At 59.7% G+C, this 14917-nt stretch carries 13 protein-coding genes; 7 read left to right on the forward strand and 6 right to left on the reverse strand.

What is annotated here, in order from left to right; genetic code table 11:
- Positions 1 to 41: 41 nt before the first annotated feature.
- Entirely contained in the window at positions 42 to 1136 is a 1095-nt protein-coding gene (gene hppD / locus ACTRWK_RS01390) for a 4-hydroxyphenylpyruvate dioxygenase (protein ID WP_180827921.1), read from the reverse strand.
- A gap of 133 nt (positions 1137 to 1269) precedes the next feature.
- Here hppD and ACTRWK_RS01395 point away from each other — a divergent pair, with 133 nt between their 5' ends.
- Complete coding sequence (locus ACTRWK_RS01395; RefSeq protein WP_005854326.1) at positions 1270 to 1728, forward strand: Lrp/AsnC family transcriptional regulator; 459 nt, start codon at positions 1270 to 1272, stop codon at positions 1726 to 1728.
- Between the two features lie 45 nt (positions 1729 to 1773).
- Positions 1774 to 3708 carry a cation:proton antiporter domain-containing protein gene (locus ACTRWK_RS01400; protein WP_037944597.1) on the forward strand — a complete coding sequence of 645 codons (1935 nt, stop codon included), beginning with the start codon at positions 1774 to 1776 and terminating at the stop codon, positions 3706 to 3708.
- An 82-nt stretch (positions 3709 to 3790) separates the two neighbouring features.
- Here ACTRWK_RS01400 and ACTRWK_RS01405 read toward each other — a convergent pair whose 3' ends face one another.
- From ACTRWK_RS01405 to ACTRWK_RS01425, 5 genes are all read right to left on the reverse strand, one after another.
- Positions 3791 to 4306, reverse strand: coding sequence for a CarD family transcriptional regulator (locus ACTRWK_RS01405; protein ID WP_009825020.1), 516 nt, complete (start codon positions 4304 to 4306; stop codon positions 3791 to 3793).
- Positions 4307 to 4612: 306 nt separating this feature from the next.
- Entirely contained in the window at positions 4613 to 4951 is a 339-nt protein-coding gene (fdxA, locus tag ACTRWK_RS01410) for a ferredoxin FdxA (RefSeq protein WP_005849180.1), read from the reverse strand.
- 52 nt (positions 4952 to 5003) lie between these two features.
- The gene (locus ACTRWK_RS01415) at positions 5004 to 5390 is read right to left on the reverse strand and encodes an RNA-binding S4 domain-containing protein (RefSeq protein ID WP_168593057.1); all 387 of its coding nucleotides are present in this window, start codon (positions 5388 to 5390) and stop codon (positions 5004 to 5006) included.
- Complete coding sequence (locus ACTRWK_RS01420; RefSeq protein ID WP_289081243.1) at positions 5391 to 8318, reverse strand: helicase-related protein; 2928 nt, start codon at positions 8316 to 8318, stop codon at positions 5391 to 5393.
- An 18-nt stretch (positions 8319 to 8336) separates the two neighbouring features.
- A complete protein-coding gene (locus ACTRWK_RS01425) occupies positions 8337 to 8903 on the reverse strand; it encodes a tetratricopeptide repeat protein (RefSeq protein ID WP_037945069.1) in 567 nt (188 codons plus the stop codon).
- Positions 8904 to 8978: 75 nt separating this feature from the next.
- On the opposite strand from ACTRWK_RS01425, the gene ACTRWK_RS01430 reads away from it, so the two are divergent.
- The 5 genes from ACTRWK_RS01430 to ACTRWK_RS01450 all read left to right on the forward strand — a co-directional run bounded on the left by ACTRWK_RS01430 (position 8979) and on the right by ACTRWK_RS01450 (position 14837).
- A complete protein-coding gene (locus tag ACTRWK_RS01430; RefSeq protein WP_037944601.1) occupies positions 8979 to 9269 on the forward strand; it encodes an SCP2 sterol-binding domain-containing protein in 291 nt (96 codons plus the stop codon).
- A gap of 1 nt (position 9270) precedes the next feature.
- Positions 9271 to 10215, forward strand: coding sequence for an alpha/beta fold hydrolase (locus ACTRWK_RS01435; RefSeq protein ID WP_289081242.1), 945 nt, complete (start codon positions 9271 to 9273; stop codon positions 10213 to 10215).
- A 114-nt stretch (positions 10216 to 10329) separates the two neighbouring features.
- Positions 10330 to 11349: a ligase-associated DNA damage response exonuclease gene (locus ACTRWK_RS01440; protein ID WP_037944604.1), complete on the forward strand. Its 1020-nt coding sequence runs from the start codon at positions 10330 to 10332 to the stop codon at positions 11347 to 11349.
- Positions 11346 to 12944 carry an ATP-dependent DNA ligase gene (locus ACTRWK_RS01445; protein ID WP_462843762.1) on the forward strand — a complete coding sequence of 533 codons (1599 nt, stop codon included), beginning with the start codon at positions 11346 to 11348 and terminating at the stop codon, positions 12942 to 12944. Before ACTRWK_RS01440 ends, ACTRWK_RS01445 begins: the two co-directional genes overlap by 4 nt.
- Before the next feature lie 72 nt (positions 12945 to 13016).
- Complete coding sequence (locus ACTRWK_RS01450; RefSeq protein ID WP_005849193.1) at positions 13017 to 14837, forward strand: M3 family oligoendopeptidase; 1821 nt, start codon at positions 13017 to 13019, stop codon at positions 14835 to 14837.
- Positions 14838 to 14917: the final 80 nt, after the last annotated feature.

The raw sequence follows: 14917 nt of genomic DNA on the forward strand, positions 1-14917 counted from the left end.
ACATGAAAAAGCCGCATCCGAAGATGCGGCTTTCTGTCGTTTCAGGCTTCGCTCAGCTCGCCACTGTCGATTTGTTCTTGCTCGATGCTCTCGAACAGCGCCTTGAAGTTCCCTTCGCCAAAACCGTCGTCCCCTTTACGCTCGATAAACTCGAAGAAGATCGGCCCGATGACAGTTTTCGAGAATATCTGCAGCAAAATACGGGTTTCGCCGCCATCCACGACCCCTTCCCCGTCAATAAGGATGCCGTGTTTTTTCATCCGATCAAGCGGCTCTTGGTGGCCGGTGACGCGATCCTTGCTCATCTTATAGTAGGTCTCGGGCGGGCCGGGCATGAATTTCAGCCCGTTGTCCGCAATGGCATCCGTCGCATCATAGATATTCCGCGCGCCCACGGCGATGTGCTGGATCCCCTCGCCGTTGTATTTCTTGAGATAGGCCACGATCTGCCCCTTCTCGTCGCGATCCTCGTTGATCGGGATACGGATGCGGCCGCAGGGAGATGTCAGCGCGCGCGAGGTAAGGCCGGTAAACTTGCCTTCAATATCGAAAAACCGGATCTCGCGAAAATTGAACAGGTCGCCGTAGAACTTGAACCAGACGTCCATGTTTCCCTTAAAGACATTGTGCGTCAGGTGATCGAGATAGTAGAAACCGACACCAGCGGGTTTGGATTGCGCGATCCAGTCGTATTCCTCGTTATAGGGCGACGTATCGTAATACTGATCCACAAAGTAGATTAACGACCCGCCGATCCCCTTGATCGCGGGCACATCCAGCACCTTGCCTGCGCCTGTATATTCCTCCGCCCCTTTGGCAACAGCGTGATCCAGCGCCTTTTGCGCATCCACAACCCGCCAGCCCATCGACGGCGCACAGGGGCCATGCTCGGCCACAAAGCCTGCGGCAAAGCTGTCAGGGTCAGCGTTCAGCACATATGTGATGTCCCCCTGCTGCCAGAGTTCGATTTTCTGCGTATTGTGGTTCGCCACATGGGCATAGCCCATACGGGTAAATAGATCGCGAAGCTCCTGCGGGTCGGCGCTGGCGAACTCGACGAATTCGAACCCGTCAGTGCCGGCCGGGTTTTCATCGGTGATTTTGGATTTTTCGGCGTCATGCGGAAACGGGCCCATGAGATGCTCCTTAAATAGCGTTCGTGCGCAGTCTATCGCCGGAACCACGCTATCTTTGCGCAAACATACAAGTGTGACTGGCTATTCGCGCGGGGTTGACGCATGGTTTTATCATTCTATGTGAGAATACCGCATGACATTAGATGATATCGATAAACGCCTGCTGGCGGCACTGCAAAAGAACGCGCATCTCACGGCTCAAGAGCTGGGAGAGAAGCTGCACCTATCCCCGTCCCAAGCAGGTCGGCGGCGGCAACGGCTTGAAACCGAAGGATATATCCAAGGCTACACGGCCCGGCTCAACCCCGAACGGTTGGGGCTGACGGTACAGGGGTTTGTGCAGGTCCATCTGGGCACCCACGGGCCCGAACATTCCGCCAGCTTTGCGCGGCTTTTGGCCACCCGCCCCGAAATCGTTAGCGCGTGGACGATGACGGGGGATGCGGATTATTTGCTGCGCGTCTATTGTGCAGACCTGCCCAGCCTGAACCGCCTCATCCATGATGTGCTGCTCCCCCATGGTGCTGTCGCAAAAGTGCATAGCCAGATCGTTATGGATCAGCTTAAACGAGACGGGCCCTTGCCCACCTGATTGACCCGCTCGGGGCCTGCCCGACACAAAGAAAGTATGCCCCTTATGGAAGGTTTCCTGTTTCAAGCCTCGATCTATCTCGCTGCGGCGGTGATTGCGGTTCCCATCGCATCACGTCTGGGGCTGGGGTCGGTGCTGGGATATCTCGCGGCGGGGATCCTGATCGGGCCGGCCTTCGGGCTGGTCGGATCGGAAACCAAGGATTTGCAGCACTTCGCCGAATTTGGTGTCGTGATGATGCTGTTCCTCATCGGGCTAGAGCTTGAACCCCGCGCCCTGTGGAATATGCGCCACCGGCTGCTGGGGCTTGGCGGGATGCAGGTCGTGCTCAGCGCTGCGGCGCTGATGGGCATTGCGATGGCCTATGACCAGCCGATGGGTGTGGCGATTGCGATCGGTCTCACGCTGTCGCTGTCGTCAACCGCGATCGTGCTGCAAACCCTTTCAGAAAAGGGTTTGATGCAAACAGCGGGCGGACGGTCCGTCTTTTCGGTGCTGCTGACGCAAGATATCGCGGTGATCCCGATCCTCGCGTTCCTGCCGCTGCTTGTGGCGCAGCTGCCCGCGCAAATGCGGCCGGACGGATCGATCTCGGTGAACCCCGAGGATGCCGCCCATGGGGCAGAGGCAGCCTCGGGGCATGGTCCTGCGGCGGCGGGTCATGGTGCGGAAACCGCGCAGGCGGCAATTTCACTGGTGCAGGGGCTGCCGGGTTGGGCCATCACGCTGGTCACCTTGGGTGCCATTGCCGGGATCATCATCACCGGCGTGTTTTTCACCCGCCCCGTTTTCCGGTTTATCCACGCCGCCAAGCTGCGCGAGATGTATACCGCTTTGGCCCTGCTGATCGTCGTCGGGATTTCCTTCCTGATGATGCTGGTGGGCCTGTCGCCCGCACTTGGGGCCTTCCTTGCGGGAGTGGTGCTGGCCAGCAGCGAATTCCGGCACGAACTGGAAACCGACCTCGAGCCGTTCAAAGGGCTGCTGCTGGGGCTGTTCTTCATCACCGTGGGGGCGGGTATCAACTTTGACCTGCTGTTCGCCGATACGATCATCATCGTCGGGATGGCGCTGCTGGTTATTCTGGTGAAGGGCCTGATCCTTTACGGGCTTGGCACCCTGTTCAAGCTGCAAGGGCGCGACCGCTGGCTCTTTGCGCTTGGTCTGGCGCAGGCGGGTGAATTCGGCTTTGTGCTGGTCAGCTTCTCGGTCGCCACGGGGGTCATGCCCAATGACGTGGCCGAGACATTGTTGCTGGTCGTCGCCCTATCGATGCTGATCACACCGCTGCTGTTCATCACCTATGACCAGATCAGCAAACGGATGGATACGAAATCCGGCCCCATCGTTGCGGACGAGATTGACGAGCAGGGCACCGTGATCATCGCGGGTGTCGGGCGGTTCGGGCAGATTGTGAACCGTCTGGTGCAAGCCAGCGGCTTTCGCACCGTCGTTCTGGACCACAACCCCGAAACCATCGCCGTCATGCGCCGCTTTGGCTTCAAGGCGTTTCTGGGCGATCCGACCCGCGCTGATATTCTGCGCAAGGCCGGTCTGCGCGATGCCAAGGTTCTGGTTGTCGCGCTGGATGATCCCAAGTCGGCCTTGCAGCTTATCGCCTATGCCCGCAAGGAACGGCCCGACCTGCATATTGTAACCCGTGCCCATGACCGGACGGATGTGTACCAACAATACCAGGCCGGCGCGAATGACATCGTGCGCGAGATGTTCGACAGCTCGCTTCGGGCGGGACGCTATGTGTTGGAAAACCTCGGGCTCTCCGATTACGAGGCGGCAGAGGCGCAGCGGATGTTCTATTCGCACGACCGTGCGTCTGTGCGCGAGCTGGCGGCCCTATGGCGCCCTGACATCCCGCCAAGCGAGAACAAAGCCTATGTGGCGCGCGCGAAAGAGCTACAAAAAGATCTGGAAACCGCGTTCCTGAACCGGATCGACCAAGAGGATAAGACACAAGGGTAGTAGCCCCCCTCGCCCTTCAGACACCAAAAAGCCGCGCCCGATATGATATCAGGCGCGGCTTTTCTAAATTTAACGGTTGCGATCAGGCGGCGGCGACGCGGCTTTCCAACACATCACCGACCTGCTTGGAGGCCGCCAGTTCGTCCCCACCGGCGACGGCGGCAACTTCACGGGTCAGACGCTCAAGCGCGGCTTCATACAGCTGACGCTCGGAATAGCTTTGCTCGCGCTGGTCGTCGGTGCGGTGCAGGTCGCGCACGACTTCGGCGATGGCGATCAGATCACCGGAGTTGATCTTTTGCTCATATTCCTGCGCACGGCGCGACCACATCGCGCGTTTGACCTTGGCCTTACCCTTCAGGGTTTTCATCGCATGGCTGATCACGTCAGGGCTGCTGAGCGCGCGCATGCCAATTTCTGTCGCCTTATGGGTGGGCACCCGCAGCGTCATCTTGTCCTTTTCGAACGCGATCACGAACAGCTCCAGCGAGATGCCCGCGACTTCCTGCTCTTCGACCGAGATGATCTGACCAACGCCATGCGCCGGATAAACAACGAATTCATTCGGGCGGAAATCTAGCTTCTTCGACTTGCTCATACAGTGGCTCCTTGGGCGCGGGGACGGCCCGCATGGGTAAATATGCTGTCACAACGACAAAGGCCGACCGGCCCAAAGAGCCGTCAGCCTCATTTCATAACTTCAGATGTTCTGGTTCAACCTGTGCAAAACGGTTGAGATTTGGCGCGTAGGTATCATCATTTGCGACAACGTATATCACAAAATTAGCCCCCCCGAAAGCGGGGGGGCGCATAGATTCGATCAAATACGTGTTAATCGAATAAATAAAGGGGATCAGGTGGCGTCACACGCAGCGATCACCCCATGCACCCAAGTGCGAATCGCTTAGCCGCCTTCGCCGGGTGCTTCAGAGAAATACTTCTCAAGCTTGCCCTCTTCACCATCGCGTTCCTCTGCCTCGGGCAGCGGGTCTTTCTTGGTGATGATCACGGGCCACAGTTCGGAGTACTTGCGGTTGAATTCAACCCACTTCTCCATGTCCGGCTCTGTATCGGGGCGGATCGCGTCGGCGGGGCATTCAGGTTCGCAAACGCCGCAGTCAATGCATTCATCGGGATGAATGACCAACATGTTTTCGCCCTCATAGAAGCAATCCACTGGACATACTTCAACGCAGTCAGTGTATTTGCAGGCGATACAGGCATCGTTAACGATATAGGTCATAACATCATCTTTTATGGCAGGTTTAACGCAGGAGATACGTCAGCACAGCGTATCATTCAAGGTGGCGCGCCCGAGAAAGATCAAGCACGCGGCGATCACGCTTACTGGGGCGCCCTTTTCCCTCAAATGCCGGATTTTCAGGTTGTTTTTTCTCGGATCGGGGGACCGGCGGGGACAGATCGGTGTAAAGCGTTTGCGCCTCGGGGGCCGGACCACGGCGGGTGCCGATGCCATCTATCTGGATCACCCGCACATCGTCGCCCATAGCAAAGGTCAGCACGTCGCCAACCACAACCAGCGTCGCACGCTTTTGCGCGACGCTGCCGTTGACCCTGACGGCTCCCGCTTGCACGCGGGCAGCCGCCAGAGAACGCGTTTTATAAAACCGCGCATGCCACAGCCATTTATCAAGCCGCAGCTTTGTCGGCGCTTCGGACAATTACTTGTTGTCTTTCAGCCCCATCAGCGCAGCGGCGAATGGGTTGTCGGGGTCGATCGGCTTTTCCGCACGGGCGGGCTTGCTGCTGAACTTCTGGGCTTTGCCGCCCTTGTCCCCGCGTGGTGCACCCTTTTTGCCACGCGGTCCGGGTTTCCCCTTCCCTTGTGGGCGATCCCCACCGCCGCGACGCTGGCCTTGGGCATTGCCACGGGGCGTTCGCCCCCAGGTGAAGACATAATATGTCTCAAGCTCGGCACCTGCGATATCGGCGTCAGGCGCTGTGCCTTGGGGGTTTTCCTCGGCAGGGGTGTCGGGGATGTGGTCGTCCACCTCTGGTGTCTCAGCCAGTTCCTCGACCATCGGGGCGATCCCGTCATCGGGCATATCGGCAGTTGCGGGCACGATGTCATCCGCCTGAGCAGCCGCCGGATCTTCGACGATACCACCGGCAGGTTGCTCGTCCGCGACATCCATCACGGGCGTCTCGGCATCTGCGCCTTTGTCGGCAGCCATCGGTGCACCGTCATGAGGCACGACAGTATCAACGGCTTTCACCTTCGTGCGCTCAGCCTTTTCGGACTTATAGCCCAGACCTTCCATCAGCGTGGCGAATTGTTCAAGCGTCATGCCCGTGATCGACAGCATATCGGCCTTCGCCTCGAACCCGCCGCGCGAATCTTCGGAGCGCAGCATATCGGCCAGACGTTCCAGCATATCGATACGGATCGCGCGTTCACCCGCGTTGCGGTACCCAGCCATCGTCGCAGCGCCTTCAGGCGCGCTTGTATCTACGGGGATGGTGACTAGCCCCGGGGGCGGCGATTCAGGGAATTCGTTCAGCCCCTTGGAAATCGACCACAGCACCAGACGCAAACGGGTCGGCGCAGGCTTCAGCAACAAAGGCATAAAGATGGTGAACTGACCAAAGCGCAAACCATGCTTGCGCAGCGCGCCACGGGCGTCCTGATCCAGGGCTTTCACCTCGTCCGCCACATCAGCGCGTGGCAGAATACCAAGGTTTTCAACCATGCGGAAGGCAAAGCCACGGGCCAGACCAGTCAGCGCCTCATCCTTTGACAGGGCGATCAATGGCTCGAACAGGGCTGCGACCTTGCGGTCGATGAAATGCTGCAAGCGGCGCTGCACTTTTTGCGCGACCTCGGGGCCCGCAACGTCATCGACGAAGACCTCGACACCGGGCTTCAGCGGATCGGAGCCCGCAACCAGTTTGCCCACGGCAGAGCTGCCCCACATGAGGCCGCCCTGCTCTGTGAAATCAATCTCTGTATCAGGTGCGTTGTAGAAACGATCCGCCCGCAAATGGAACTGAGGAGCCAGCGCCTGCAACGATGCAGCTTTGATCGTTTTATCTTCGGCAACGCCTGCGCCTTTGTCTTGGCGAAAGCGGAACCCGTCCAGCTTGCCAACAAATTCGCCTTCAACGGTTACTTCACCGGTCTCGTTTACTTCGGCCACCATGGCTTCCTTCTGTCCTAGCCGGCGCAAAAGCACGGATGTGCGCCGATCTACAAATCTTTGGGTCAGACGCTCGTGCAGCGCATCCGACAGTCTGTCTTCTACGACACGCGCCTCGTGTCGCCAATGGCTTTCGTCACCTGTCCAGCCTTTGCGCTGTGTCACGTAGGTCCAGGTGCGAATAAACGCCAATCTTTTGGATAACGCATCAATGTCGCCATCGGTTCGATCTATGCGTTTAATTTGCCGCGCCAGCCAGTCGTCGGGGATGGAACCGCGTTGATGCAAAAAGTTGAAAATCTGCTCCAGCAGGCTGGCGTGCTCTGCATGGCTTATACCACGAAAGTCGGGAATCCGGCAGACATCCCACAACAGACGTACTGACGGCCCATCGGTACAGCGCGCCGCGATCTCTGCATCCACGGCGAGATTCTTGAGCGCGCGCAGATCATCGGCCTCGCGCGCTTTGAACAAGCGTTCATTGTCCGGCGGCATTTCAAGCGTCTGGATCAGCCGGTCAATGGACCCGAACTGCAGCGCGGGGTTGCGCCAGTTGAGCTTGTTCTGCGGTGTGAACTGATGATCCATAATGGCCCGCGCGACACCATCATCAAGCGGGGACGCATCGCCCGTGACACCGAATGTACCGCTCTTGAACCCGCGCCCTGCCCGTCCGGCAATCTGCGCCAGTTCGTTCGGGGCCAAGGGTCGCATCCGCCGTCCGTCAAACTTGCTGAGTGCCGAGAAAGCGACGTGGTCCACATCAAGGTTCAGCCCCATCCCGATGGCATCCGTGGCCACCAGATAGTCGACCTCGCCATTTTGATACATGGCGACCTGCGCGTTGCGTGTGCGCGGGCTGAGCGCGCCCATAACCACCGCCGCACCGCCCTTTTGACGCCGGATCAGCTCTGCAATCGCATATACATTCTCAACCGAAAACCCGACGATCGCACTGCGCGGACGCATACGGCTTATCTTTTTCTGACCAGAATAGATCAATTCGGACATTCTCTCGCGCCGGATGAACTGCGCCTCTGGCACCAGCGCCGCGATTGAGCCGCGCATGGTGTCGGACCCCATGAAAAGCGTCTCGTGTTGACCGCGCGCACGCAAAAGACGGTCGGTAAAGACATGCCCCCTCTCTGGATCCGCACAAAGCTGGATTTCATCGACCGCAACCAGATCAGCGCCCATGCCTTCGGGCATCGCCTCGACGGTGCAGACCCAATATTGGGTGCGCGGCGGCACGATCCGTTCTTCGCCTGTGACCAGTGCCACGATGGACGGGCCACGCAGGGCAACGATGCGGTCATAGACCTCGCGCGCGAGCAAACGCAGCGGCAGCCCGATCACCCCCGTGCGATGCGCCAACATCCGTTCGATTGCATAGGTCGTCTTGCCTGTATTGGTCGGGCCCAAAACGGCCACGACCCTGCTGTCACCTGCCACCAGAAATTCCTTAGATCGTTAAAGCGTGCGCCCGATGCCGTCGCGCCGCAGCCCGTCGAGCGCCCTTTGCGCGTTATCATGGTGAGGGTTAATGCTTAACACTCGGCGATAGAGATCGGCAGCCGCCCGCAGATTGCCAAACTCCTGCAGGATCGCCCCCAGACCGAAGATGGCGTTATACTGCTGCGGGTTCAAGGCAAGCGTCGTTTCCAGATCATCGATTGCAGGGCCATAGAGACCTGCGGCGAAATAGGCCTGTGCACGGGCATGATAGCCTTCGGCGAAATCAGGGGCGTGATCCGTCAGAGCTGTCAGATGGGCGATCGCCAAGGTGGTGTCCCCCTCTGACATGGCATCGCGACCACGGGAATACAGCAAATCCATCGCGGCCGAGCCGGACCGCGCCCAAGCGCGCTGCACATCACGTTCGATTCGCGCCGCCTCAGCCGCGGGGGCATCGCGTAAATCCTGCAGCAATTCCGCCGCCGCGGGGGGCGACATTTGCGCGAAACTTATACCCCCAAGCAACACCCAGAGACCAAGTGCCGCGACGGTATGTTTGAGGTTGACGATGCGGTTGCCCATAACAAGAGTGAATGTAACAGGCTGCCGCCACAATTCCAGACGTGTCGGCACCATTTGCCAAGAAAAGGGCCTATGATGAGCGATATTGTGAACCAAGCTGTAACAGTGCTGAACGAAAAACTGGCGGGGGCCGACTTTGACGGCACAGCCAAGTTCGACATCGAAGACGAAGGCACTGTCATGATGGATTCGACCGGCGCACGCGCCGCGGATGAAGAAGCGGATGTAACCCTTTCTGCTGACGCAGAAACTTTCCAGGCGATCCTGTCCGGCGACACCAACCCGACCGGTGCCTTCATGAGCGGCAAGCTCAAGATTGACGGCGACATGGGCATGGCGATGAAGCTGGCGTCCGTCCTCTCCTAATATGCTGGAAACCGCGCCCTTTTTCACCGACATTGCGCCACTGCCCGAAACGGGTCAGGCGCATTGGGCCGAGACATCGGATGGTAAAAAGCTGCGCGTCGCGCATTGGCCGCTGGACGGGGCAAAGGGCACCGTGCTGCTTTTCCCCGGCCGCACCGAATACGTGGAAAAATATGCGATGACCGCAAGCGCCTTTGCGAAAAAGGGGCTGGCGGTCATGGCGATCGATTGGCGGGGGCAAGGTCTGTCGGACCGGTTGATCCCCGACCGTAACATCGGCCATGTCGATGTCTTCTCTGACTATCAAAAAGACGTGGCGGCCATGATGCGGACAGCCCGCGCCTTGCAGCTGCCGCGCCCGTATTTCCTGCTGGCGCACTCCATGGGCGGGGCCATCGGCCTGCGCGCCTGTATGGAGGGTCTGTCGGTGCAGGCCGCCGCCTTTACCGCGCCGATGTGGGGGATCCATATCGCGCCGCATATGCGTCTGGTGGCCGCGGGGCTGTCCAACCTGATGCCGCGCATCGGTCAGGGCTACAAGCTGCCCATGGGCACGCAGGCGGCATCCTATATCTCGACCGCGCCGTTCGAGAACAACATACTCACCACCGACCCCGAGATGTACGAGATGATGCGCACGCAACTGGCGGCCCATCCCGAACTGTCTTTGGGCGGGCCCAGCTTTATCTGGCTGCGCGAGGCTTTGTCCGAAACCAAGCATCTGTCCCTGCGCGCCGCCCCCAGCCTGCCCTGCGCCACATTCCTCGGGTCCAACGAACGTATCGTGCACAAGGGCCGCATCCACGCCCGTATGGAGACTTGGAAAGGCGGTAAGCTGCATATCATTGACGGCGCAGAGCACGAAGTGCTGATGGAAATCCCCGCCACCCGCGACAAAGCTGTGGATGAGATGGCGGCCCTGTTCTTTGGAAACGCCAAAAAGTAGCGCGGATCGCGAGATGAACTTCCGCGTACAACCTGCTGTTATTTAAGCGTAAAACCTGGCATCCGCGAGGATTTTCTTGCCCACCCTGTTCAAACGCGCGCGCCCCGCTAGCTTATGCGCATGGCCAAGCAACCTGTTCTGACGTTCAACGAAAACGGCATTTATTGCCCCGCGGGTGATTTCTATATCGACCCGTGGCGGCCTGTGGACCGTGCCCTGATCACCCACGGGCATTCCGATCACGCCCGCTGGGGCATGAACCGTTATCTTGCCACCGACATCGCCCTGCCCGTCATGCGCCACCGTTTGGGCGATATCACCGCTGACGGCATCGCATATGGCGAGGTGCGGCAGATCGGCGGGGCGCAGGTATCGTTTCACCCCGCCGGCCACGTCCCCGGCTCTGCCCAGATACGCGTTGAGGTCGACGGCGAGGTCTGGGTTGCCTCGGGCGATTACAAGGTGGTCGATGACGGGCTGTCCCACCCGTTCGAGCCGGTGAGATGTCATCACTTCATCACCGAAAGCACCTTTGGCCTGCCGGTGTTTCGCTGGGCCGAGCAAGCCGCCGTGGCGGCAGAGATCAACGCATGGTGGGCAGGCTGCGCGGCACAGGGCAAAACGGCGTTTCTGGGGGCCTATGCCTTGGGTAAGGCACAACGTTTGCTATCGATGCTCGACCCCGACATCGGCCCGATCCTGACCCACACCGCGACCGAGAACACCAACCGCGTCATGCGCGATCAGGGGATCACCCTGCCCGACACGATCCTCGCCGATGCGGATTTGAACCCCAAGGACCACCCCGACGCGATTGTGCTGGCCCCACCCGGAGCCTTGGGCAGTGCGTGGTCCAAGAAGTTCGGCCCGCAGGAAACCGCCTTTGCCAGCGGATGGATGGCCGTGCGAGGTGTACGTCGACGCCGTGCGGGTGATCGCGGCTTTATCATCTCGGACCATGCGGACTGGGATGGGCTGCTGTCCGCGATCAGAGCAACCGAAGCCGAAAACATATATGTGACACATGGTTACACCGATGTCTTCAGCCGGTTTCTGGCCGATAGCGGCTGGCAAGCGCAGGTTGTGCCGACCCAGTTCGAAGGTGAGTCCCTGGATAAGGACGCAAGCGAATGAAACGGTTTGCCGCGCTGTTCAACGCCATCGACCAAAGCACCAAGACGACAGTGAAAGTCGCCGCACTGGCCGATTATTTCAGCGCGGCACCGGATGACGACCGGCTATGGACCATCGCCCTCTTTTCCGGCCGCCGCCCCAAACGCGCCGTCACCACCACCAAGCTGCGCGAATGGGCCGCCGAGCGCGCGGGCATCCCCCTGTGGCTGTTCGAGGAAAGCTACAGCATCGTTGGCGATCTGGCCGAGACGATCACGCTGGTTCTGCCCCCCAACCCGACGCAGGATGATCAACCGCTTGCCGCGTGGATCGCGGCACTGCGCGAGATTTACACGCAGGATGAAGAGGCCCGAAAAGCCTTTGTCCTTGACGCGTGGGCGACGCTTGGCGGGACCGAACGATTTATCTTCAACAAGCTGATCACCGGCGGGTTTCGGGTGGGCGTCAGCCAAAAGCTGATGACCCGCGCCCTGTCTCGTGCCACGGGCAAACCCGAACCCGAGCTTGCGCATCGCCTCATGGGCAACTGGCACCCCGACGATACCACATGGCATGGGCTGGTAGAGGCAGAGGATGCCTCTGCCGACGCATCGCGCCCCTATCCCTTCTATCTGGCCTATGGGCTGGAAGCCGGGCCGCAAGAGCTGGGGGATCCGCAAGACTGGCGTGCCGAATGGAAATGGGACGGCATCCGCGGCCAGTTGATCCTGCGGGACGGTGCCTATTTCGTCTGGTCGCGCGGTGAAGAGTTGATGACCGACCGCTTCCCCGAGCTCGCCCGTGCAGTGGACTTCATGCCCGACGGCACAGTTCTGGACGGCGAGCTGCTGGTCTGGCCTGACGGACAGCCTGCGCCATCCTCCTTCAATGCGCTGCAAGCCCGCATTGGCCGCAAGACCGTGCCGAAGAAACTGCTGGCCGAAGCCCCGGTGGTGCTGCACGCCTACGACCTGCTGGAATGGCAGGGCGAAGATATTCGCTCCCGCCCCTTCGCCGAGCGCCGTGCGCTGCTGGAACAGGCCTGCGCCGCCCTGCCCGACGATGCGCCGATCCGCCTGTCGCCGCAACTGACCTTCCCCACATGGGATGCGCTGGCCGACCAACGCGCCACGGCACGCGACGCGCAAGCCGAAGGGGTCATGCTGAAACGTGCCGACAGCCCCTATCTGGCGGGGCGTAAGAAGGGCGATTGGTGGAAATGGAAGCTGGACCCGCTGACCATCGATGCGGTGATGATCTATGCCCAATCCGGATCAGGACGACGCGCCAACCTGTTCACAGACTTCACCTTTGCGGTCTGGAACGGCAATGATCTGGTGCCCTTTACCAAAGCCTATAGCGGCCTGACGGATGCCGAGTTTCGCAAGATCACGGCTTGGGTGCGTAAGAATACGCTCGAACGGTTTGGTCCCGTGCGCAAGGTCACCCCGCATCATGTGTTCGAGATCGCCTTCGAAGGCATCCAGCGCAGCACGCGGCATAAATCAGGCGTCGCCTTGCGCTTTCCGCGGATGCTGCGCTGGCGGCAGGACAAGCCCCTGCAAGACGCCAACACATTGGCCGATCTTGAAGAAATGCTGCGGATTTACGGCTAATCCGCGCTGCCATCGCCTTGCTTTGCCGCGGACCCGTGCTTAGGTAGATTTAACGTCAAAAAGAGGTTTTTCATGTTTCAACTGCCCGTCCCCGTCCTTGATGCCAACGCCGGTTCCGGGGCCTCTGCCTTCGGCAAGCTGCCTGAGTGGAATCTTGACGATCTGTACACCGGTGAAGACGCCCCCGAGCTCAAGCGCGATCTGGACTGGCTTGAAGAGGCCTGCCGCAGCTTTGCCGAAGATTACGAAGGCAAACTGGCCGAACTGGATGCGAACGAATTGCTGGACTGTGTGCTGCGCAATGAGAAGATCAACCAGATCGCCGGGCGCATCATGTCTTACGCGGGGCTGCGCTATTACCAGCTGACCACCGATTCCGGCCGTGCAAAATTCATGTCGGACGCGCAGGAGAAGATCACCAACTTTACCACGCCGCTGGTGTTCTTCACGCTGGAGCTGAACCGGCTGGAGGATGATCACCTTGCCAACCTGCTGAGCCAAAAAGCGGATCTGGCGCGGTATAAGCCGGTGTTCGACCGTATCCGCGCGATGAAAGATTACCAGCTTTCCGACGAGATGGAAAAGTTCCTGCATGATCTGGGCGTCGTCGGCGACGCATGGGAACGTCTGTTTGACGAGACCATCGCCGGCCTGGAATTCGAGGTAAACGACGAGCCGCTGAACATCGAAGGCGTGCTGAACCTGCTGACCGACCCGTCGCGTGATCTGCGCGAAGCCGCGGCGCGCGAATTGGCAGATGTGTTTCAGGCCAATATCCGGACCTTTGCCCGCGTGCATAACACGCAAGCCAAGGAAAAAGAGGTCATCGACCGCTGGCGCGGGATGCCCACACCGCAAACCGGCCGCCACCTGTCAAACCACGTTGAGCCCGAGGTGGTCGAAGCATTGCGCGATGCCGTGGTCAACGCCTACCCCAAGCTCAGCCACCGCTACTACGAGCTGAAACGCAAATGGCTGGGCCTCGACACCATGCAGGTCTGGGACCGCAACGCCCCCCTACCGATGGAAGATCCCAAAACCGTCAGCTGGGAACAGGCCGAGAAGACCGTCATGGACGCCTATAACGCCTTCGATCCCCGTATGGGCGAAATCGCGGCCCCCTTCTTTACCGAAGGTTGGATCGATGCAGGCGTCAAACCGGGTAAAGCCCCCGGTGCCTTTGCCCACCCCACCGTGACCGACGTGCACCCTTATGTGATGCTTAACTACTTGGGCAAACCGCGCGACGTGATGACACTGGCACATGAGCTGGGCCACGGCGTTCATCAGGTGCTGGCCGCGGGTCAGGGCGAGATGCTATCCTCCACACCGCTGACCTTGGCCGAAACCGCCTCTGTCTTTGGCGAGATGCTGACCTTCCGGAAGATGCTGGACGGGGCCAAAACTAATGCCGAGCGCAAAGTGCTGTTGGCCGGCAAGGTCGAGGATATGATCAACACGGTCGTGCGCCAGATCGCCTTTTATGATTTCGAATGCAAACTGCACGACGCCCGCCGTGGTGGAGAGCTGACACCAGACGATATTAACGCGCTGTGGATGTCGGTGCAGGGCGAGAGCCTTGGGCCAGCGTTTGAATTCATGGACGGCTACGAGACCTTCTGGGCCTATATCCCCCACTTCGTCCATTCGCCCTTTTATGTCTATGCCTACGCCTTCGGCGACGGCTTGGTAAACGCGCTGTATGCGGTCTACGAGGAAGGCGAGCCGGGTTTTGAGGACAAGTATTTCGATATGCTGAAAGCGGGCGGATCGAAGCACCACAAGGAGCTTCTGGCCCCCTTCGGCCTTGATGCCTCTGACCCCGCGTTCTGGGATAAGGGCCTGTCGATGATTTCGGGCTTCATTGATGAGCTGGAAGCGATGGAGGATTGATCCGGCGTGAAGGCGTAAGAGTTTAATGCCTTCGGCGAGGATTTAACACCATTTGGAAATTGGTCGGGGCGGTGCAGATG

The sequence above is a fragment of the Sulfitobacter sp. G5_S2_6_S6 genome (assembly GCF_054968505.1).